General features: G+C 54.8%; 17 protein-coding genes. 11 read left to right on the top strand and 6 right to left on the bottom strand.

Annotation, left to right across the window (positions count from 1 at the left end):
- From ACTCIA_RS12065 to ACTCIA_RS12055, 3 genes are all read right to left on the bottom strand, one after another.
- Entirely contained in the window at positions 1–945 is a 945-nt protein-coding gene (locus ACTCIA_RS12065) for an ABC transporter substrate-binding protein (protein ID WP_463002073.1), read from the bottom strand.
- A gap of 205 nt (positions 946–1,150) precedes the next feature.
- Positions 1,151–2,365 (bottom strand): FAD-dependent oxidoreductase, encoded by a 1,215-nt coding sequence (locus ACTCIA_RS12060; RefSeq protein ID WP_463002072.1) that lies wholly within the window; start codon positions 2,363–2,365, stop codon positions 1,151–1,153.
- Between the two features lie 12 nt (positions 2,366–2,377).
- Positions 2,378–2,512, bottom strand: coding sequence for a hypothetical protein (locus ACTCIA_RS12055; RefSeq protein WP_463002071.1), 135 nt, complete (start codon positions 2,510–2,512; stop codon positions 2,378–2,380).
- Positions 2,513–2,807: 295 nt separating this feature from the next.
- Between ACTCIA_RS12055 and ACTCIA_RS12050 the strand changes: the two genes are divergently transcribed.
- From ACTCIA_RS12050 to ACTCIA_RS12025, 6 genes are all read left to right on the top strand, one after another.
- A complete protein-coding gene (locus tag ACTCIA_RS12050; protein ID WP_463002070.1) occupies positions 2,808–3,041 on the top strand; it encodes a DsrE family protein in 234 nt (77 codons plus the stop codon).
- Between the two features lie 524 nt (positions 3,042–3,565).
- A complete protein-coding gene (locus ACTCIA_RS12045; RefSeq protein WP_463002069.1) occupies positions 3,566–4,954 on the top strand; it encodes an adenylate/guanylate cyclase domain-containing protein in 1,389 nt (462 codons plus the stop codon).
- 17 nt (positions 4,955–4,971) lie between these two features.
- Positions 4,972–5,898, top strand: a complete 927-nt coding sequence (locus ACTCIA_RS12040) for a hypothetical protein (RefSeq protein ID WP_463002068.1) — start codon at positions 4,972–4,974, stop codon at positions 5,896–5,898.
- 107 nt (positions 5,899–6,005) lie between these two features.
- Positions 6,006–6,968, top strand: a complete 963-nt coding sequence (gene trxB / locus ACTCIA_RS12035) for a thioredoxin-disulfide reductase (protein WP_463002067.1) — start codon at positions 6,006–6,008, stop codon at positions 6,966–6,968.
- 156 nt (positions 6,969–7,124) lie between these two features.
- Complete coding sequence (locus tag ACTCIA_RS12030; protein WP_463002066.1) at positions 7,125–9,536, top strand: penicillin acylase family protein; 2,412 nt, start codon at positions 7,125–7,127, stop codon at positions 9,534–9,536.
- Between the two features lie 17 nt (positions 9,537–9,553).
- Complete coding sequence (locus tag ACTCIA_RS12025; RefSeq protein WP_463002065.1) at positions 9,554–10,018, top strand: MaoC family dehydratase; 465 nt, start codon at positions 9,554–9,556, stop codon at positions 10,016–10,018.
- A gap of 108 nt (positions 10,019–10,126) precedes the next feature.
- Here ACTCIA_RS12025 and ACTCIA_RS12020 read toward each other — a convergent pair whose 3' ends face one another.
- The gene (locus ACTCIA_RS12020) at positions 10,127–12,034 is read right to left on the bottom strand and encodes a propionyl-CoA synthetase (protein ID WP_463002064.1); all 1,908 of its coding nucleotides are present in this window, start codon (positions 12,032–12,034) and stop codon (positions 10,127–10,129) included.
- 215 nt (positions 12,035–12,249) lie between these two features.
- Between ACTCIA_RS12020 and ACTCIA_RS12015 the strand changes: the two genes are divergently transcribed.
- The gene (locus tag ACTCIA_RS12015; RefSeq protein ID WP_463002063.1) at positions 12,250–13,602 is read left to right on the top strand and encodes a deoxyribodipyrimidine photo-lyase; all 1,353 of its coding nucleotides are present in this window, start codon (positions 12,250–12,252) and stop codon (positions 13,600–13,602) included.
- A 128-nt stretch (positions 13,603–13,730) separates the two neighbouring features.
- Complete coding sequence (locus ACTCIA_RS12010) at positions 13,731–14,339, top strand: TetR/AcrR family transcriptional regulator (RefSeq protein WP_463002062.1); 609 nt, start codon at positions 13,731–13,733, stop codon at positions 14,337–14,339.
- A gap of 5 nt (positions 14,340–14,344) precedes the next feature.
- Here the strand turns inward: ACTCIA_RS12010 and ACTCIA_RS12005 are convergent, their stop codons facing one another.
- Both ACTCIA_RS12005 and ACTCIA_RS12000 read right to left on the bottom strand, forming a co-directional pair.
- Positions 14,345–14,605, bottom strand: a complete 261-nt coding sequence (locus ACTCIA_RS12005) for a glutaredoxin family protein (protein ID WP_463002061.1) — start codon at positions 14,603–14,605, stop codon at positions 14,345–14,347.
- 153 nt (positions 14,606–14,758) lie between these two features.
- Positions 14,759–15,925 (bottom strand): iron-containing alcohol dehydrogenase, encoded by a 1,167-nt coding sequence (locus tag ACTCIA_RS12000; RefSeq protein WP_463002060.1) that lies wholly within the window; start codon positions 15,923–15,925, stop codon positions 14,759–14,761.
- Positions 15,926–16,302: 377 nt separating this feature from the next.
- Here ACTCIA_RS12000 and ACTCIA_RS11995 point away from each other — a divergent pair, with 377 nt between their 5' ends.
- From ACTCIA_RS11995 to ACTCIA_RS11985, 3 genes are read left to right on the top strand one after another with little or no spacing between them, the layout of a single operon-like run.
- Complete coding sequence (locus ACTCIA_RS11995) at positions 16,303–17,445, top strand: iron-containing alcohol dehydrogenase (RefSeq protein WP_463002059.1); 1,143 nt, start codon at positions 16,303–16,305, stop codon at positions 17,443–17,445.
- Entirely contained in the window at positions 17,445–18,659 is a 1,215-nt protein-coding gene (locus tag ACTCIA_RS11990; RefSeq protein WP_463002058.1) for a two-component system sensor histidine kinase NtrB, read from the top strand. The genes ACTCIA_RS11995 and ACTCIA_RS11990 overlap by 1 nt, the downstream gene beginning before the upstream one ends.
- The gene (locus ACTCIA_RS11985; RefSeq protein ID WP_463002057.1) at positions 18,656–19,996 is read left to right on the top strand and encodes a sigma-54-dependent transcriptional regulator; all 1,341 of its coding nucleotides are present in this window, start codon (positions 18,656–18,658) and stop codon (positions 19,994–19,996) included. The genes ACTCIA_RS11990 and ACTCIA_RS11985 overlap by 4 nt, the downstream gene beginning before the upstream one ends.
- Positions 19,997–20,251: the final 255 nt, after the last annotated feature.

Below are 20,251 nucleotides of genomic sequence, written 5' to 3'. Positions count from 1 at the left end.
CTATTTCTCATCCATGATGCTTTTTTGAGCCGCTGGATTGTGCGGCGGCAGGATAAAGACGCCGATATCGGCCTTTTTGACTCCCTGCCGGCGAAGTATTGTAGAATAATACCAGGAACCGCACAGCACCATGCCAAAAGCCTCGTTGTTCCACAGATGGCCGCCGTTGGTAAACAGGTTCAGGGACGGGTCGGTAAAATAGCCTTTCCCGATCATGTCTGCCCAGATTGTCATGGCCTTTTTCACCCGCATATCCGTGTACCTGACCTCGCCATTGCATAATTGCTCGTAGAGCAGGGGGTCTTCGCCCATGACCAGGGCTGCAAACCAGATGCAGGCATACCACTTCATCTGCAGAGACGTGGCAACCGGCGGCACGGAAGCGGCCTTTAATTTCCGGCAGGCTGCCATGAACTCCCCCCATGTTTCCGGCTCCTTGATGCCCAGTTTTTCAAACAGGGGCTTGTTGTACCATATGGGCCAGTATTCAACGCTGTAGGGGAATCCGTAAACTTTTCCGTCAATGGTATAGGCATCCCGGATTTCCCGGGGATATTCATCCGCATACCGGTCCCAGATATGGGTCAGGTCACTGACCAGTCCTTTTTCCACAAGCTCTTTTACCCGCCATGCCGACCACCAGGTAAATAGTGCAGGGGCCCGGGGGGTGGGCAGCCGGGCTTTCATCTGACTCATATAAAGGTCAGTGCTCGGCGATGCCGCCGGGATAAAGCCGGTGCCGATTTCTGATTCCGCCTTTTTGCCCTGGCGGGAAAAGCTTTGGTGAAACCATGGCATATTGCCCTTGTCGTGGGCCAGAACAAGACTGGATTGGGTCAGTGGTGCATCCTGGTTTTGAGGTGTACTCAGCCGAAAAAAGACAATCAGCAAAGCAAGGGCAAGGCAGACAAGGACAAGGAGAATGCCTGCGTTTTTGGTATGCATAAAGATTTCAAAGGCTCCTTGCTGGGGTATTCGGGTATGATCTGGAATTTGCGTTCAATTTTTATCTTAAGGTTCATACATGGTTCCGGCTTTATTGTCCAATTGAAATTGTTCAAATGCAAAACCCCGGTGTGCCATAATGACGCGCACCGGGGCAATTGCCTTTAAACGCAAGGTAGCGTTACTGTAACGTTTTTTTGTATGCTTACGCAGGCTTGCCCGCTTTTTGCAGGGCCTGCTCTGCTGCAAGGGTTATGGGTTCGGCACTGGGCTCCGAGGAGCAATCCGGATTTCCGGCGCACATCAAGGTGGTGAGTTCGGAAATGGTTTTACCGCCCACAATCAGGGCATTGACTGCATCAATTTCCTTGACCGGCTCCCCGCTGCTGCTGATGATCTGGCCGCCGAGGAGCTTATGGGTTTTTTTGTCAAACACCAGCTTCAGGGTCCATGGTTGAACACCCGGGATCATGCCATGCTTGCTGCGGGATTCAACAGTGGCGCTCACGGGCTCAAAGCCTTCTTCACGGGCCTGGGTTTCGCTAAACCCGGTGGCAGCCACATGTTTGTCAAAAATCTTGACCGCACTGTTGCCCAGCAGTCCGGGAAACGGGATCTCATAGCCGGCCAGGCGCTTGGCAATGAGCCGGCCCTGGATGACCGCCGGTCCCCGGAGCTGGGTTCCTGTGGATCGCTTGGTTATGAAATGATAGTTGTCAATGCAGTCACCACCTGCCATGATATCCGGGTCTGATGTTTCCAAAAATTCATTGACGCGGATTCCGAACCGGCCCATTTCAATGCCTGCATTTTCCGCCAGTTCAAGGTTGGGGCGGGCGCCGACATTCATAAAGACCATATCCGCGTCCACGCTTTGGCCGTCGTCGAGCTGCACACCGGTGACCTGCCCGTTTTCCCCGAGAATTTTTTCCACCCTGCGGCCCATATGCATTTGAAATCCGTTGTCCACCAGGTGGGTATGGATGGTTTTGCCCATTTCAGGGTCCAGCATCAGGGGCAGGGGATGGTCCATGAGTTCTATAACGTCCACCTGATAGTTTTTGCCTTTCATCTCCTTGACCAGGGCCGCCACCTCAAGGCTGATAAATCCGGCACCCACAAATACCAGTTTCGACGGATTGCGGGTTTCCATGTAGTTTTGGATTTTTTCCGCATCGCCAAGGGCCCGGAGGCTAAACACCCCGTTGTTATCAACCCCGTCGATGGGCGGCATAAAAGGACTTGCCCCCATGCCCAGCACCAGCTTGTCATAGGAAATGGTTTTGCCGTCATCCAGGGTGATCTGCTTTTTCTCTGGGTCAATGCTGTTGACCCGGTTGATCCGCATTTCAATGTTGTTGTCGGAAAACATCTTGTCCGGATTGACAATCGCTTCTCCGGGGGCCAGACCGGCCACCACATGGGGAAGCGCTCACCTGACAATAAAACGTTTTTCCGCCCGGATCACCGTGATGTCAATATCTGGCATGAGTTTTCTCGACAGCATGGCCGTCGGTCCGCCCACGCCGCCGCAGCCAATGATTACCAGGTGTTCACCTTTTTTCATGATCGGCCTCCTTGTTGGGTTTTGGGGTTTTTATTTCAGTTGCTTTTTCAGCAATCAATCAAACAAGCCAGGGTTACACCAATGCAAAATAAGGGCCAAATCCATATGGACCGATGTGTTGCCTGTTTGATACAAACCGCATCTGTCAGGGGAAATCCGTGCGGATTTCATATTTTGCAAAATCATTGCAGACGTGTTACATCATATGAAAAGTTTTGTGTTATATCTCATATTCCAAACTTGACAGTTCTGGTTTGTGTTTGCGTTTCATCATTTAACCAAGGAGGATAACCCAATGGCCCGCTTTATTTTCATTCTCGGCAGAGACGACAATGAAGCCGCTACCCGGTGTTTTCAGTTTGCCAAGGTAGCCCATGATAAAAACCACCAGGTGGACCTTTTTCTGGTCGACGGCGGCGTGAACTGGGCTGATTCCGGCCGGGACCTGACCGTCCGGACCCAGACCGGCGATTGTCCCAATGATTATTTGCCGTATCTGGTGGAACAGGAAGTCCCGGCAGGCGTCTGAATCCCCTGCGCCAAATCTCGTCAGGTGGACGAGAGCAAGTTTTTTTCCAATATGTATCTTGGGGGTGCGCCGGCCATCATTGATATCGCAGCAGAAGCAAGGGTTTTTAATTTTTAAAAAACACAAAACCCGAAAAATTCCCGGCTTCCCACTGAGATGATCTCCGGCGGGGTGCCGGGAAATAAAAATATGCTCCCCGTCCGGTCCCACATCCCCATTTTGTCGCGCACCTTCAATCTTTGTTCGCTTTGCTCGGAGCCTTTCTGATAACAGGCAGCCCGGGTTTTAGAATTTCAACACGTTGCCAAAAGAGCAAATTTTTTATTTTTCGAGCATATGCTTAAAATATACCACACTCCTGTCTGGATGCAAACACAAACAATTATCCGGCGATATGGGATTTATTTGCTTGCCTGTTTTTCGATTTTTATTAACCGGTTGAAATCATATTTGTTTTTATAGAGTTGACACATACCCGGATTCAGGTATAAAGGGGTTGGACCGCAAAATGGATATTAAAATCAATGAAATGGCATTTCGGACATAAGCTGGCCCTGGTCATGACCGCCCTGGTGCTGATTGCCTCCTGTATTCTTGGTTACAGCCTGGTTCACAGGCAATTTGCGCTGCTGGAAAATCAGTTTGCGCAAACCGGAACCATGCTCGCATCCCAGCTCAGCGCCGGCTCTGTTGAGGGCGTTTTTACCGAGGATGAACTCGGGTTGGCCAGTCTGGTCAATTCCTTGAATGAAAATCTTTCGGTGGCTGCCGCCGCTCTGGTCAGCCGGGATCATGAAATTCTTGCCCATGCCGGCAGAGATCTGCCCATGCATCAAATTGAGAGTGCAGAAGCCTCCCGAACCGGGGGATCGGTCAGGGGGCAGGGCGATATCGTCTGGTTTCATGCACCTGTTGTGTTTCAGGATGTGGTGGGGGCAACCGCGTGGGTGGGTCTGGATCGATCGGAACTGGCGGCAGGCAAAAATCGGGTGGTCTATTCCGGGGGTATTGTGGTGGCCCTGCTGGTCCTTACCATCACACTGGCGGCCATCCGGCTGGGCCGGAGTCTGGGAAAGCCGGTAAATGAAATGATTCAGGGGGCAGAGGCCATTTCATCGGGTGACTACGGCTTTCGCATGCAGGAACATTATAAGGGCGAATTTGCCGCCCTGGCCGATGCGTTTAACCGCATGGCCGCCGACCTGGAGCAGAAGCTCCGGGTGGAGCGCACCTTTTCCCGTTTTGTCAGCAATCCGGTGGCGGCCCGGTACATGGACAAGGAACCGTCTGATCTTGGCCGGGAAGGCTGCCGGGAGGAGGCCAGTGTCCTGTTTGCCGATCTTTCCGGTTATACGGCCTTTAGCGAATCCCGCAGCCCTGAGGAAATCGCCAGGATATTAAACCTTTATTTCGCCAGGTTTGCAGAGATCTGTCATAGCTGCAACGGCAACGTGGACAAATATATCGGTGACTGCGCCATGATGGTATTCGGCTGCCCCCAGCCCGATAAAGACCATCGCTACAACGCCATGACCTGTGCATTACAGATCCAGCAGCGCATTGCAGCGTTTAACGAAGAACGCAGACGGGAAAATCTTCCTTGTCTGGATGTGCGGGTGGGCATCAGCAGCGGCATTGTACTGGCCGGATTGTTCGGGTCCCGTGATCGGCTCCAGTACACGGTGGTTGGACAGCCAGCCAACCTGGCCGCGCGCTTGTGCGATCTGGCGGATGCCGGTCAGATACTGATTGACAGGGATTTTTATCAGCACGTTGCCGCCCGGTTTCCGGTCCAGGCGCATACGACCCGTCGCATCCAGGTCAAGGGCTTTAGCAATGGTGTTGAGGTGATGATCGTCAAGGGCTGGATGCACCGGTCCGATGCCGAAGCCGCTTCCCCGGCGTGTGCTTGAAAGGGCGGATTGTAAAAATGATGCGTGGCTTTGTTGTTCTTGTTTTTTTTCTGATGGCCGCTGTTGCCTTACAAGGGTGCGCGGGTTTTGTAAAACAGCCGGACTGCACCGGTGAACGGCAGGAATGTATCGCGCGGAGCCTTGCCCGGGCCCGGGAATATGCAGACGACAACCGGCTGGCAAAGGCGGTGACCGAAATTCAAATGGCCCGTGACCGGTTTCCGGATGCGCCGGTTCTGAAAGAAAAGTTCAAGCAATACGAGTCCCTGCGCCGGCAGGTCATTTTTGACAATGAACTTGAATTGCTGCTGGAGCGGGGCCGCTATCTGCTTGCCATCCGCGATAACCGGGAAAATCTGTTTTATGCCCGGCATGACAGCTATGGATCGCGCCGCAGGTACCGGGAATTTGAAGAAGCTGTTGAGCAGGCCGCGACCCGGCTTTTTGAAAAGGGGCAGCAGGCCATCAGGGACCGGCAATTCGACATCGCCGGCCGGGTTCTGAGCCTTTCAAACCGCCTGGTGCCAAGCACCGCCGCCCGGAATCTGCTTGCTGAAATTCATCTTCATCGTCAGGACCTGCGGGTTGAATCCAGCCGAAAGGAAGAAACCCGAAAAGAGGAAAAGTGGTCAAGCATGGCCCGGGATTTCAACCGGGCCATGGAAAACGGCAACCTGCCGGCAGCCCGAAAAATCCTTGCAGAGATGCAGGCGTTCAAACCAGGGCAGGTCAAGGATCGACGCCGGCGGCTGGAGAACCGGATTGACAGGGAAGTCGAAACCCTGCTGGAGCGCGGCCGTTTTTTGTATACCCGCGGCGATCTGCAAAAGGCTTTGAAAACCTGGGAGCAGGGCCTGGAACTCAGGCCCGATGACCCCAAACTGCAACAAAACATCCGCCGGGCCAGAACCTTTCTTGATAATCTCGAGCGCTGGAGAAATTGACAATTTGCTGCCCCGGTTTGACATTTCATGGTTCCGGGGCTACCATTGGCCTGTATTTAAACGGTTTTTTTGTGATTTATAATGGTTTTTAAGAGGAGGCGTTTGCGATGTCAGACAATGAAATATATGATCTGGTAATCATCGGGGGCGGTCCCGGAGGGCTGTCCGCGGCCATTTATGCCATGCGCGGGGCGTTAAAGACGGTGTTGGTTGAAAAGGGCGCTCCCGGCGGGCAGATCAACCTTTCAGACGAAGTGGAAAACTATCCGGGTTTTACCCGCATCAGCGGGGCTGAACTGGCCATGCAGTTTGCCGAGCATGCCGCATCCTACGGCCTGGAGCAGGTCTCAGACGAGGTCACCGCAGTGGAGCCGGGTCTTGATTTTCACACCGTGCGCCTGGCCGGGGGCCGGCAGATCAGGACCCATGCGGTTGTCCTGGCCACCGGCGGCAGTCCTCGCCAGCTCGGGGTGCCCGGGGAAAATACCTTGTACGGCAAGGGTGTGTCTTATTGCGCCGTGTGCGACGGATTTTTTTTCAGGGACAAGAATGTAGCCGTGGTCGGCGGCGGTGATTCCGCGTGCGAGGAAGGGCTTTATCTGGCCAAGCTGGCAAAACAGGTTTATATCATCCATCGCAGGGATGCACTGCGTGCCAGCATGATTCTGCAAAAGCGCGTGGAAGACGACTGCAATATGGAAGTGCTCTGGAATTCGGTGGTGTCCGAGATCCAGGCAGATGAATCCGGGGTGAACAATCTGCGCTTAAAAGACACACAGACCGGTGAACAGCGGGATTTGCCCGTTGACGGTGTTTTCATTTTTATCGGGTTTGTGCCCAACAATGAGCTGGTGCCCGCAGGGGTGAAACTCAATTCCGAGGGGTTTGTGGTCACAGACGAGCAGTGCGCCACCAGCATTGCCGGTATTTATGCCATCGGGGATTTGCGGGAGAAATACGCCCGCCAGATCGTTTTGTCTTGTGCTGACGGATGCATGGCCGCGCTGGCAGCAGCGCATTATGTTGAAAACCGCAAGGCCAAGGCCAAAGAAGAGGCCTGCGAAATCTAGGCGTCAGGATGCGGGTTTGTTGACCTGCCTGCTTCGGCAATCGCGCAAGCCTTGATCTTGAACTTTTACGGCGCCATCTAAAAACTTACTTCCTGCAAAAACTGCGGACCCGGTAAAAAGCTTTTTACGAAACCATCAACCAAGGAGCCAGTCACCGTGAAATGGATCAGGGGTCTTGTTGCCGGGGCAGCCGTTTTGATGCTTGCCGCCGGGGGTGTCTATCTGGGGCTTTTGTATTTCAATGATTATAAAAAGGACGGTGAACTGGAGATTTCCGGGCTCAGTGCGCCGGTCACGGTCAAGCGGGATGAAAAGCAGATGGCCTATGTTTATGCGGAAAACCTCCCGGACGCCCTTAAAGCCCAGGGGTTTGTGACCGCACAGGACCGGCTGTTTTCCATGCACCTGGCCCGCCTGATGGCCCAGGGCCGGGTCTGCGAACTGGCCGGGGCCGAGGCCAGGGCGCTGGATATTAAAATGCGCACCATCGGCCTGCATCGAATCGCCAAAAAGCAGGCGCAGCTTTTGGATAACAAAACCCGCCGCTTTTTTGAAGCCTATGTGGCCGGTATTAACGCTTTTATTGAAAAAACCCCGAAAGACGTTCACCTGGCTTTCCGGCTGGCCGGCATCGAGCCTGAACCCTGGAAGGTTGCCGATTCCCTTTCGATTCTCTATTACATGGCCTGGAGCACATCCGCCAACCTGAGCACGGAAATCACGGCCCTTGGGCTTCTGGAAGCCGTGGGTCCGGACCGGATCCGGCAGGTTCTGCCGGTGAACATCAATCCGGATGATCCGGAGGATGACGGAGATTTCGATTACCAATTGCCCGGGGATCCTCTTCTTTACAGGCAGGCCGCCGTTGGCGGCCCGGTCCGCCGGGGTGAAAGCCTGCCGCCCATGCGCCTGGATCTGGGCAGCAACAACTGGGCGGTGAGTCCGGTGCTATCCGGCGGCAGCGGGGCGATATTGGCCGGGGACCCGCATCTTGATCCCAGGCTGCTGCCGGGTGTCTGGTATCCCCTGGGAATCATTACCCCGGAGATCCGTTCCGTGGGCGTCAACATTCCGGGGCTGCCGGGAATGGCCATGGGCCGCACCCAACATGTCAGCCTGGCCATGACCAACAATTACGGTGACATGCAGGATCTTTACGTGGAAACCGTGGATACGGACAATCCGGATCATTACATGGAAGGCGGGGATTCGGTGCCGTTTGAAACCATCACTGAAATCCTGCGCATCAAGGACAAGGATGCCCCGGGCAATATGCGCGAAGAAAAGATTGACATTCGCCGCACCCGAAGGGGGCCCGTGGTGTCCGGCGTGTTTTCCGGGCTGGATTCAGATCGTGTCATCACCCTTCGCTGGGCGCCGGCAGAAACCATGTCTTCAGAAATCGGACTGGCTGACGTGATCACTGCAGAATCCGCCGCGGATTTACACAATGCCGTTTCCCGGATCCCCATGCTGTGTCTCAACTGGGTGTTTGCCGACAGCCGGGGCAATATCGGATACCGGGCCTCGGGCAAAATTCCGGTTCGCGCAGACAATGACGGCACTTTCCCGCGCAAGGTCACAGACGACAGGGACAATTGGGTCGGCTGGATTTCGCAAAACCAGATGCCCCACAGCACCAATCCGGAAAGAAACTGGCTGGGCACCTGCAATCACAAAACCGTGGCTGCTGATTATCCTTTTTATTATTCCTCATTTTTCGCTCCCTCCTACAGATATGAGCGCCTGAAAGAACTTATGGCCGGCTCCGGACCAAAAGACGCGGATACCCACTGGCAGTACCAGCGCGATACCTATAATTCCATGGCTGAAAAGATCGCCCCGGTCATGGCCCGGGCCCTTCTGGCCGGAGATGAGACCCGGAAGATGGGGCAAATTCTTGCAGACTGGGATTTTTTTGACGACCCGGACCAGGCGGCCCCTGCAGTGTTTCAGTCCGTGTATATCCGGTTTGCAAGGCTTGTGTTTGAAGATGAACTCGGATCCGAAACCGCTCAAAGAATGCTCAATAACTGGTATTTCTGGCAGGAGCGGCTCCAGCAGATGGTGCTTTCCGGCCGGTCTCCGTGGTTTGACAACAAAAAGACCCCGGAGAAAACCGAAACCATGGCCGAACTTTTCAGGCAGGCGGCCCTGCAGGCCCGTGATGCACTGCAGGACGACCTTGGAACAGACATGGATCAGTGGCAGTGGGGACAGGTTCATACCCTGGAACTGGTCCATCCGGTCCGGCGTCAGGGGTTGGGCAAGACCCTGATGGGCACCGGACCCATGCCCATGCCCGGCTCAGGGGAAACCCTCTGCCGCGGCTGGTATGATTACCAAAATCCCTTTGAGGTGACCCATTGTGCGTCGCTGCGCATGGTTGTTGACATGGCCGATGCGGACAAAGTGGCCGCGGTTTTGCCCGGCGGTGTGACCGGAAGACTGTTGAGTCCCCATCAAAAAGACCAGGTGGACGCCTTTATGGACGGCAGCAAGCTCTACTGGTGGTTCAGCGACAGCGCCATTTCCGAAAACACTCAGCACACCCTGGTACTCAGATAAAAAGGAGCCTGTTTTTTATGGCAAAGATCAGATTTGAAACAGTTGAACAACTCAAGGCGAAAATCGGAGAGGAAATTGCAGTGGGTGACTGGTATCCGGTCACCCAGGAGCAGATCAACCTGTTTGCAGAAGCAACAGGCGATTACCAGTGGATTCATCTCGATGAGAAGCGCGCCGCAAAAGAGTCGCCCTTTGGCACCACCATTGCCCACGGCTTTCTGACCCTTTCCCTGCTGCCCCGCATCATGGAAGATACCGTTGAACTGCCGCCTGCCCGGATGACGGTGAATTATGGGTTAAACCGGGTCCGGTTTGCCGCGCCCGTGCCCGCCGGCAGCCGGGTCAGGCCCGGGATGACCCTTCTGGCAGTAGATGAGGTCACAGGCGGGGTCCAGCTGACCTGGCGGGTGATCATTGAGGTGGAAGGCAGTGAAAAGCCCGCCTGTATTGCAGAAAACCTGTCCCGGCTCTATTTTGCCTGAGCACGGCCAGAGGCCCCGGGTGTTTTGTTTCAAATAATGGATTTGCCGACGGCCCGTTTTGCCGGGCCATCGGCAAACACACATCATGCCGCGAGCGGCATTGCTGTATCAGCTTGCGGTTTTTCCCAGGCCGATTTCGGCCAGTACTTCCCGGATTTCGTCCAGGATGGCCGGATCATCGATGGTGGCAGGGGTTTTGACTTCCTGCTGGTCTGCGATTTTCCGGATGGTGCCCCGCAGGATTTTGCCCGAACGCGTCTTGGGCAGGCGCTTGACAACAGCGGCTTTTTTAAACGCGGCCACCGGACCGATCTGGTCGCGCACCATGGCCACCACTTCCTTTAAGATCTCTTCCTTTTCCTTTGCCACTCCGGCGTTGAGCACCAGAAAGCCCACGGGCACCTGGCCCTTGAGTTCATCATGGACACCGAGCACCGCGGCTTCGGCCACGTCCGGGTGAGAGGCCAGCACTTCTTCCATGGCACCTGTGGACAGACGGTGTCCGGCCACGTTGATGATATCATCGGTTCGAGACATCACGTAAATGTAGCCTTCCTCATCGATCATGCCGGCATCCGCGGTCTTGTAATAGCCCGGATATTCCTTGAGATAAGCGTCAATGTAGCGCTGGTCGTTTTCCCACAAGGTGGGCAGGGTGCCCGGAGGAAGGGGCAGTTTGACCGAAAGCGCACCGATTTCGCCCGGCGGCATTTCCTCGTTGGCCGAATTCAGCACCCGCACGTCCCAGCCGGGAACTGCCTTGGTGGGCGATCCGTACTTGACCGGAAAGAAATGCAGCCCCATGCAGTTGGCGGCAATGGCCCAGCCGGTTTCGGTCTGCCACCAGTGGTCAATGACGGGAACATTTAAATGTTTTTCCGACCACTGAATGGTGGCCGGATCAGAGCGCTCTCCGGCCAGAAACAGGATCTTGAAATGCGAAAGGTCGTGCTGGTGCAGCAGCTCCGCCTGGGGATCTTCGCGCCGTATGGCCCGGTAGGCTGTTGGCGCGGTAAACATGCATTTTACCTTGTGCTCGGAAATCACCCGCCAGAATACCCCGGCATCCGGGGTTCCCACGGGTTTTCCCTCAAAGAGGACCGTGGTGCATCCCTTAAACAGCGGGGCGTAGACAATGTAGGAATGGCCCACAACCCAGCCCACGTCAGAAGCCGCCCACCAGACATCATCTTCATCAATGTCGTAAATGGCTTTCATGCTCCATTTCAGGGCCACCACGTGTCCGCCGTTGTCGCGGACCACGCCTTTGGGTTGGCCGGTGGTGCCCGAGGTGTAAAGGATATAAAGCGGATCTGTGGCTTCCACGGGCACGCAGTCCACAGGAGAGGCGTTTTTCATGCCTTCCTCCCAGTCCGAGTCCCGGTCCTCGCTAAGCGGTGCATGTTCCTGGGGGCGCTGATAGAGGATACAGGATTCAGGCTTGTGTTTCGATAGCCGGATGGCTTCGTCCAGCAGGGGCTTGTAGGCAATGACGCGCTGGCCCTCGATGCCGCAGGATGCCGACACCATGACTTTCGGCCGGGCGTCATCAATGCGGGTGGCAAGCTCTTTTGCGGCAAAACCGCCGAAAACCACCGAATGAATGGCCCCGATGCGGGCGCAGGCCAGCATGGCCACAAGGGCTTCGGGAATCATGGGCATATAGATAATCACCCGGTCGCCCTTGGTCACGCCCTTATTGGTCAGAACCCCGGCAAACCGGGCCACAATGTCGCGAAGTTCCGCATAGGTGTATTTGCGTATGGTGTTTGTCACAGGGCTGTCATAGATCAGGGCGAGGTGATCGCCCCGGCCCCGGTCATCCACGTGGAAATCCAGGGCATTGTAGCAGGTGTTGATCTTCCCGCCGGTAAACCACCTGTAGAGGGGTTTGTTGGAATCATCCAGCACCCGGTCCCATTTTTTAAACCAGTGGCAGTCTTCGGCAATTTCGCCCCAGAAGCCTTCCGGATCATCGAGGGAACGCTGGTAGGCCGCTTCATAGGCATTGGACATAGTACACTCCTTTTGCTTGGGGTTTGCAGATCATGGGTTCAACGGATAACTGAATTAGAAAATAACACTATAGCGCAATTCAAAACAAAGTTAAAGGGGTTAAACGACGTTTTTTTTATGACAATTCGGTTTCAAAAAAACGGTTTTATTGTTTTGTTGTGTTTTGCCGGGTTGCGTTGGTAAGTTTGAATTATACGGAAAAATCAGGAGGATCAATGATTCATGACAAACGCATCACCCATTTTGCCGGGATTTTGCCCGAATCCGGCGCATATGTGCTTTACTGGATGCAGCAGGCCCAGCGCACCCGATGCAACCATGCCCTGGAGTTTGCGGCCCAAAGGGCAAATGACCTTGACAAACCCCTGGTGGTGGGCTTTGTTTTGCTGCCCAAATTTCCCGGGGCCGGATACCGGCACTACCGGTTCATGCTCCAGGGGTTGGCCCAGGTGCAGCAAGACCTTGCAAACCTGGGCATCTGCTTTGTCATGGAAACCGCGGACATGGTTACCGGAGTTTGCAAACTGGCTGAGAATGCCGCGTGGGTGGTCACGGATACCGGGTATCTGCGAATACAGCGACAATGGCGCAACCAGGTTCAGCGCCGGCTGGCATGTCCCTTTTCCATTATTGAAACCGATGTGGTGGTCCCTGTGGCCGCGGCATCGGATAAGCAGGAGACGGCCGCGCGCACCCTTCGTCCGCGGATCATGAAAAACCTGGATGCATTTCTTGATTCTGCAGATCCGCCCGGGATTAAAATTCACGGCCAATGCTCTCTTGAACCTTCTTTGGATATTGATCCCGAAAAGGTCTGCACAGGGCTGGGCTACAAGCAAAGCCTTTCTGATGCGTCTGTTTTGTTTACAGGCGGCCAGGACCGGGCACGGGAGCGGCTTTCTGTGTTTATTGCCGAAAAACTGGCCGATTATCCGAGCCGGGCCAGGGACCCGGCAGCCGGATGCCAGTCGAATCTGAGCCCGTATCTGCATTTCGGACAGATTTCGCCCGTGGATATTGTTTTGCAAATCCGAAATGCAGATATTGCCGAACCGGCCAAAGCGGCGTTTATCGAGCAATTGGTGGTGCGCCGGGAACTGGCGGTCAATTTTGTATGGTACAATGCCGGCTATGACAGCTACGAAAGTGCCGTGCCGGCCTGGGCGCAAAAGAGCCTGGACGCCCACAGGCATGACGCGCGTGCGTTTATGTATACCCCGGAGCAGTTTGAAGCCGCACAAACCCATGACCCGTACTGGAACGCTGCACAGACGGAAATGGCGGCCACCGGCAAGATGCACAATTACATGCGCATGTACTGGGGCAAAAAAATCATTGAATGGTCAGAAACCCCGGAATCGGCCTTTGATACCATGCTTTGGCTAAACAACCGCTATGAGATAGACGGCCGGGATCCCAACGGGTTTGCCGGGGTGGCCTGGTGCTTCGGCCGTCATGACCGGGGCTGGAAGGAAAGGGAGATCTTCGGCAAAATCCGGTACATGAATGCAGCCGGTCTGGAGCGCAAATTCCGGATAGCAGAATATGTCAAAAAGAATCTGCCCTGACACACACCCGGCCCCAGACGGCACAGGGCCAAATGTGGCCTTGACGGCGGGCCGCAAACAGGGCTATAAAATCAGTGTTTCATTTACCGAGCAACAGTTTAATCAGCCAGAGAAAGTGAAAATACACCATGCCCAAAGTTGGAATGGAGCAGATCAGGCGGGAGCAGGTCATTTCGACCACACGCAGATGCATCGTGGAAAAGGGGGTGTTGCAGCTTTCCATCAAGGACGTGGCCGCAGAAGCCGGTGTGAGCACCGGAGTGATCTACCATTACTTTAAAAACAAGCAGGATATCCTGCTGCAGGTTTTAAAGGAAACTTTCCGCAAATCCAACGACCAGGTCATGCAGACCATGGCTCCCCTGGATTCATCCAGGGACAAGCTGTTTGCCCATCTGGAGAACATCACCTTTGTACCCGTGGACAATCCGGATTTTTTTTTGCTGCTGATCAATTATTTTGCCCAGGCCCAGAACAATCAGGAATGTGCCGATATTATCAAGAAATTCTACCGCAACCTGCGTTCGTTTATCAGCCAATATTTGCAGCAGGGCGTGGAGGCCGAAGAACTGGAGTCTGAACTCACCGAACAGCTGCCGGTAATCCTGCTGGCCCTGGGGCTTGGACTGGGCATGATGCAGACTCTGGATCCGGATTCTTTTGATATGGCCAAAATGGAATCCGCACTGAAAAAAATTTGTGAAAACGCCCTTGATCTGAGCGACAGAAACAAATAACCGCGTCAGCCGCTTTGCCGTGTCAGAGCCTCTTCGATTTTCTCCTTTTGAAATCCAATCACCACTGTATCACCGATGACCAGGGTCGGAAACGAGGCCCCGGGATTGATGCGGCGCAAATGCCGCAGGGTATCGTTTCGCTCCGCGCCAGAAAGCATGTCCACGGAAACAGTTTTAAAACGCAGATTCCGGTTTTCGAGATATTGCTTTGCCCTTTTGCAGTGGGCGCAGTGCTGAAGTGCATAGAGAGTGATTGACGGTTCCATTTTTTTGTCCCTGCCCTGTGTCAGAATGATCCGGTACAATGATCCGGAAGCCGGTAAATGGCAAATTATGCGGGCCGGCGGCAAACCCGGCCCGGACGGTGCAGTTTTGGCAGGGCCGTCCGGGCTCCGGGCTCCTTCTGCCGGTTTTGGGACTTACAAGGCGTTTTTGTAAATGCCGATGACCTCTTCAAGGCTCGGACATCTGGGGTTTGTCAGGCCGCAGGCGTCTTTCTGGGCGTTTTCCGCCATGACCTGCAGATCTTTTTCCTTTACACCCAGGGCGGCAAGGCCTGACGGAATGCCGATGTCCGCCGAAAGGGTCTGGATGGCTTCGATGGCCACGTCAGCGGCATCCCTTATCGAAAGCCCGTCAATGTTTTCGCCCATGGCAACGGCAATGTCGGCAAACCGGCTCATTTTTGCAATCAGGTTAAACCGGCTCACATGGGGCAGCAAAATCGCGTTGCAGACCCCGTGGGGCAGATCGTAAAATCCGCCGAGCTGATGGGCCATGGCATGCACGTGGCCAAGGCTGGCGTTGTTAAAAGCCATCCCTGCAAGGTACTGGGCATAGCACATCCGGTCCCGGGCTTCCATGTCTTCTCCGTTTGCAACCGCGGCCCTGAGGTATTGGGAGACAAGTTCGATGCCCTTTAAGGCACAGGCGTCCGTGACCGGGGTGGCCGCGGTGGACACGTAGGCCTCCACTGCATGGGTCAGTGCATCCATTCCGGTGGCCGCGGTCAGGGCCGGGGGCATGCCCACCATGAGCAGAGGGTCGTCTATGGCAACGTTGGGGGTTACCCGCCAGTCCACAATGGCCATTTTCACCTTGCGGCTGGTGTCTGTAATGATGCAGAACCGGGTCATTTCGCTGGCGGTACCTGCAGTGGTGTTCACTGCGATAAACGGCGGCATGGGTTTTGTGGACTGGTCCACGCCCTCGTAGTCTCCGATATTGCCGCCGTTTGAGGCCACGATTCCGATGCCCTTGCCGCAGTCATGGGCGCTGCCCCCGCCAAGGGAGATGATCAGGTCGCACTTTTTGTCCTGAAACGCTTTGAGGCCTTCATGAACATTTTTATCCGTGGGGTTGGCCTGGGTGTTGTCATAGATTACCGCATCCACGCCACAGTCGTTTTTGATCACATCTGCCACCTGCTGCGCGATGCCTGCGGCCACAATGCCCTTGTCCGTGCATATAAAGGGTTTTTTCCCGCCAAGGGTGTTGACCTGGTTGCCGATTTCCTTGTGGGACCCGATACCCATGAGGGTGACGGTGGGAATGTAGAATCCATAGACTTGTTCCTGTACGGTCATGATAACCTCCTTTTAAGTTAAAAACATCGTTTATAAAAACTTTCATTGTTTCTATGGCAAATACCGGGCCAAACAAGTTCGGCAATGGTGATAAAAAACTCATGCATTATGTATCTTCTTGAATAAGCAGTAAAATAAGGTTATGCTAGAAACTCCGGGCCGAAAAGGCACGGCATGGATATTTGTGATCTGGTCTGGTAGAGTCGGCATTATGGGTCATTATGCCCCGCAAATCCACCCGGTCCGGGGTCATGATGACCCGGAAAAGCAGGGGAAGCAAAAAAGGGTTCAATGTTTTTCCGGGGTTTTTGTTTTTTTGAAACCGGCACGGGTTTCGCATTCGAAAACACTGTATACTCAAGAATATGGTAACAGGTATGGATGTTCGCAAATTTGCCGTTCCGGAAATCTTATTTGGCGCCGGCAGCCTGGAATATGCCGGATTGTGCGCCAGGCGTTTCGGGGCGGAAAAAGTGTTTCTGGTCAGTGACACGGGCCTGGAACAGGCCGGGTGGGTGGGGCAGGTTCTTGAAATCCTGAAAGCCCAGGACCTTGACTGGCACTACTTCAACGAAATTACCTCCAACCCCCGGGATTTCCAAATTGTCGAAGGCGCCCGGAGATATCTTGAGGCCGGCTGCGACGTGGTCATGGCCATCGGCGGGGGAAGCCCCATGGACGCGGCCAAGGGAATTGCCATGCTGGCCTCCAGCGGCGGCCGGGTCCAGGATTATGAAGGGGCCAACCGAATCCAGCGACCGCTTCCGCCCATGGTGTTTATTCCCTCAAACGCCGGAAGCGGGGCGGATATCTCCCAGTTTGCCATTATCACCGACGTTGAGCGGCAGGTCAAAATGTCGATTATCAGCCGCACACTTGTGCCCAATATTTCGGTTATCGATCCGCGGGTACTGACCACCAAGCCGGCTGATTTGATTGTATCGTCGGCCATTGACGCCCTGTCCCATGCCATAGAATCCTATGTGTCCAACATCGCCTCCACTCTGACCGAGATCCATTCCCTCAAGGCCGTTGATCTGATCATGACCTGGCTGCCTTGCGCCATTGAACAACCGGGCCTGGAAAATCTGGAAAAACTCAGCACTGCCAGCACCCTTGCGGCGATGGCCTTTAGCAACACCAGCCTGGGAATGGATCATGCGCTGGCCCATTCCCTGGGAGGCAAGCTCGATATCGCCCACGGATTGATCCATCCGGTGCTGCTGCCGCCGGTCATGCGGTTTAACATGGCTGCATGCCCCGCCAAGATGGCCGATATCGGTCAAATTGTGCTCGGTAAGCGGCTGGATACCCATGAGGCCACCGCCCTTGCAGGGATTGAAAAACTCGAGGCTTTTTTTGCCGGGTTAAACGTATCCACGCGCCTTGGCCAGATTATCGGTGACAAACAATCCCTTGAAAAGCTCTGCCGGATGGCGGCCAGGGATGTCTGCCTGCTGACAAATCCCAGGGATGCTACAGTGGCGGATATGCTCAATATCTGCAAGGAGGCCTGGTAATGCCAAACAAGCCCAGCCTGGAAGACATTGTTGGTATCGGCCATTCAAAACTGGGGTTCTTCAAGGAGCTGCAGCACAAGATCGAGGAGCTCAACCGCTCCAACATGGAATTAATGCGCCAGCGCAAACATGTTCAGGCCATCGTTGACGGAATTGCTGATATTGTGGCCGTTATTTCCACGGATTACCGGATCCGCTCGGTCAACCACAGCTATTATGACATTTACTCCGGCGATAATCCCGCCGGCAGGCATTGTTACGCGGTTTTTCGCGGCAGGAACCGGCCTTGTGAGCAATGCGCCTTAAAAGACGCCCTTGAAGCCAATGCGGTGCGCCGGCAAAGCGCCATTGTTTCGGTCAACGGTGAAAACCGTCACTTTGAGATTACTGCATCGCCTTTTGGGCAGACCGACGGGCTGCCCGGTGAGATCATCGTTGTCAAGCGCGATGTGACCCGTGAAAAGGAACTGCGGGCCAAGTATTACCATGCCGAAAAAATGGCCACCATCGGGCTTCTGGCCGCGGGCGTGGCCCATGAAATCAACAATCCGCTAACCGCCATCCAGGGCTTTACCGACGGACTGCGGCGGCGCATGGAAAAACTGGCCCCGCATATCCCGGACGAGACGGTCAAAGCGGATTTCAACGAATATTTGGCCATTATTCGCGATGAATGCAGGCGCTGCAGCGATATTGTCCGGAGCCTGCTGACCTTCAGCCCCAGAAGCAGCGCCGAGTTCAGCCGGGTGGCTCTCAACCGGGTTATTGACAATGTGCTGAGAATCATTCAAAATCGATTGAAACAGCAGCCGGGTCTGAGAATCGACCTGGCCTTGGACGAAAATCTCCCTATGGTAAACGGCCTGCCCGAAGAACTCACCCAGGTGATTCTCAACCTGGTGTTAAACGCCATGGACGCCATTGCAGATCAGGGAACCATTACCCTCAGAACCGTTTTTACCCCGGAAAAAAACAGCGTCAGTGTGGAAGTGGCCGATACCGGCTGCGGCATTGCCCCGGAGAAACGATCCAAGCTTTTTGAGCCCTTTTATACAACCAAGCCAGTGGGAAAGGGCACCGGCATCGGGCTTTCCACATGTTATCACATCATCGGGGCCCATGGCGGGGAAATTGCCGTTGAAAGCACCCCCGGGGCCGGCTCCGTATTCCGGGTAAGTCTGCCGGCAGCAGAAGAAAGCGCCAGGGAATCATGAGTTTCGACGATACCATAAAACTTCTGGTTGTGGATGACGAGGCCTCCATCCGGAGGCTCATTGAAAAGGAGATGGGTTCTGAAAGGCGCATTGTCACTGGTGTTGAAACCGTGTCCGCGGCAAGGGCCGCCATGGAAAAACAGCAGTTTGATGTGGTGCTCCTCGACATCCGGCTTCCGGACGGCAGCGGTATGGACGTGCTCGTTGAACTGGAGGAAACCGCCCCGGAAATCCAGGTCATTGTCATCACCGGCCACGGAGACGTGGACAACGCGGTCCAGGCCATGAAGACCGGGGCATATGACTATATCACCAAGCCATTTGATTTGCAGCGCCTGGAAATGATCGTGGAAAAGGCATCCCAGCGCTGCCGGCTTCACCGGGAAAACCGGATGCTGCGGCAGGCCAGCACGGAAAATCCCCCCACAAGAATCATCGGTTCCTCACCGGCCCTCGACCGGGTGCGCTACCTGATCGGTAAAGTCGCGCCCACTGAAACACCGGTTTTGCTCACCGGTGAAAGCGGCACCGGAAAAACCATGATCGCCCGGCTGACTCACGAGTTAAGCGCGCGCAGAGACCGGCCCCTGGTTACCAAAAACTGCGGCACCCTGCAGAAGGATCTGATGCGAAGCGAGCTGTTCGGCCATCGCAAAGGCGCCTTTACCGGCGCGTCCGAGGCAAATGAGGGGCTGCTGGCCTTTGCCGGAAACGGTACACTTTTTTTAGATGAAATCGGCGAGCTTTCCCTGGAGGTTCAAAGCGGGCTCCTGCGGGTGATTGAAAATCAGACCTATCGCGGGGTCGGGGAAAAGCAGGAGCGGCACGTTGATGTGCGGTTTATTTTTGCCACCAGCCGGGATCTGCAAAAAGAGGTGAGGGCCGGGAATTTTTCCGAGGCCCTGTACCACCGGTTAAACGTATTTTCCGTTCATCTGCCCCCGTTGCGGGAACACAAGGAGGATATCCCCCTGCTGGTGGAAACCTTTCTCACCCGGGCCGGGGGTGAAGGGCGGCGGGTGCGCATCACCGACCGGGCCATGCAGTGTCTCATGGCCTATGACTGGCCGGGAAACGTCCGCGAAATCAACAACGTGCTGGAGCGCAGCATGATTCTGGCTGAAGGCGATCTGATCACCGAGGCGGCCTTGCCCCTGGAACTGGTGCACAAAGCGCCTGCCTCAAAAGGCAGCGATCCTTTCCAGAGCCTTGAAGAAGTCGAGCGCCGGCATATTTTAACTGTGTTAAATTATACAAACGGCTGCCGCACCCGGGCGGCGGAAATTCTCGGCATTGGCCGAAAGACCCTTTACCGGAAACTGCAATCCATGCCATAATCCCTTTTACAAAGCCTGAAAATGAGCCATTTTCAAGTTTGATGGAATCGTAAAAAGCTTTTTACCGCGTCCGCTGTTTGTCAGGAAGGAAGCCCTGCGGCCGGGGTCGGTTTTTTCGCTCCTGACCGTTTACGGATTCAGCCAATGCCTTCGCTTAAAATTTACAAACTCGGCCTGTCGGCCTCAAACAGTTTGAAATTTTTTAGCTCCGGCATTTGCTGAATTTTTCCGTAAACGCTCAATGTCGCTTACAAA

It is taken from the genome of Desulfosalsimonas sp. (genome assembly GCF_055149105.1).
The sequence above is the reverse complement of the archived record's forward strand: the minus strand, read 5'-3'. Positions and strand labels throughout refer to the sequence as shown.

Excerpts from the sequence above, each read along its gene's own strand:
- ACTCIA_RS12065 (WP_463002073.1), bottom strand. The coding sequence starts at position 945 with ATGCATACCAAAAACGCAGGCATTCTCCTTGTCCTTGTCTGCCTTGCC.
- ACTCIA_RS12055 (WP_463002071.1), bottom strand. The coding sequence starts at position 2,512 with ATGAAAAAAGGTGAACACCTGGTAATCATTGGCTGCGGCGGCGTGGGC.
- ACTCIA_RS12050 (WP_463002070.1), top strand. The coding sequence starts at position 2,808 with ATGGCCCGCTTTATTTTCATTCTCGGCAGAGACGACAATGAAGCCGCT.
- ACTCIA_RS12045 (WP_463002069.1), top strand. The coding sequence starts at position 3,566 with ATGAAATGGCATTTCGGACATAAGCTGGCCCTGGTCATGACCGCCCTG.
- ACTCIA_RS12040 (WP_463002068.1), top strand. The coding sequence starts at position 4,972 with ATGATGCGTGGCTTTGTTGTTCTTGTTTTTTTTCTGATGGCCGCTGTT.
- trxB (WP_463002067.1), top strand. The coding sequence starts at position 6,006 with ATGTCAGACAATGAAATATATGATCTGGTAATCATCGGGGGCGGTCCC.
- ACTCIA_RS12025 (WP_463002065.1), top strand. The coding sequence starts at position 9,554 with ATGGCAAAGATCAGATTTGAAACAGTTGAACAACTCAAGGCGAAAATC.
- ACTCIA_RS12020 (WP_463002064.1), bottom strand. The coding sequence starts at position 12,034 with ATGTCCAATGCCTATGAAGCGGCCTACCAGCGTTCCCTCGATGATCCG.
- ACTCIA_RS12015 (WP_463002063.1), top strand. The coding sequence starts at position 12,250 with ATGATTCATGACAAACGCATCACCCATTTTGCCGGGATTTTGCCCGAA.
- ACTCIA_RS12010 (WP_463002062.1), top strand. The coding sequence starts at position 13,731 with ATGCCCAAAGTTGGAATGGAGCAGATCAGGCGGGAGCAGGTCATTTCG.
- ACTCIA_RS12005 (WP_463002061.1), bottom strand. The coding sequence starts at position 14,605 with ATGGAACCGTCAATCACTCTCTATGCACTTCAGCACTGCGCCCACTGC.
- ACTCIA_RS12000 (WP_463002060.1), bottom strand. The coding sequence starts at position 15,925 with ATGACCGTACAGGAACAAGTCTATGGATTCTACATTCCCACCGTCACC.
- ACTCIA_RS11995 (WP_463002059.1), top strand. The coding sequence starts at position 16,303 with ATGGATGTTCGCAAATTTGCCGTTCCGGAAATCTTATTTGGCGCCGGC.
- ACTCIA_RS11990 (WP_463002058.1), top strand. The coding sequence starts at position 17,445 with ATGCCAAACAAGCCCAGCCTGGAAGACATTGTTGGTATCGGCCATTCA.
- ACTCIA_RS11985 (WP_463002057.1), top strand. The coding sequence starts at position 18,656 with ATGAGTTTCGACGATACCATAAAACTTCTGGTTGTGGATGACGAGGCC.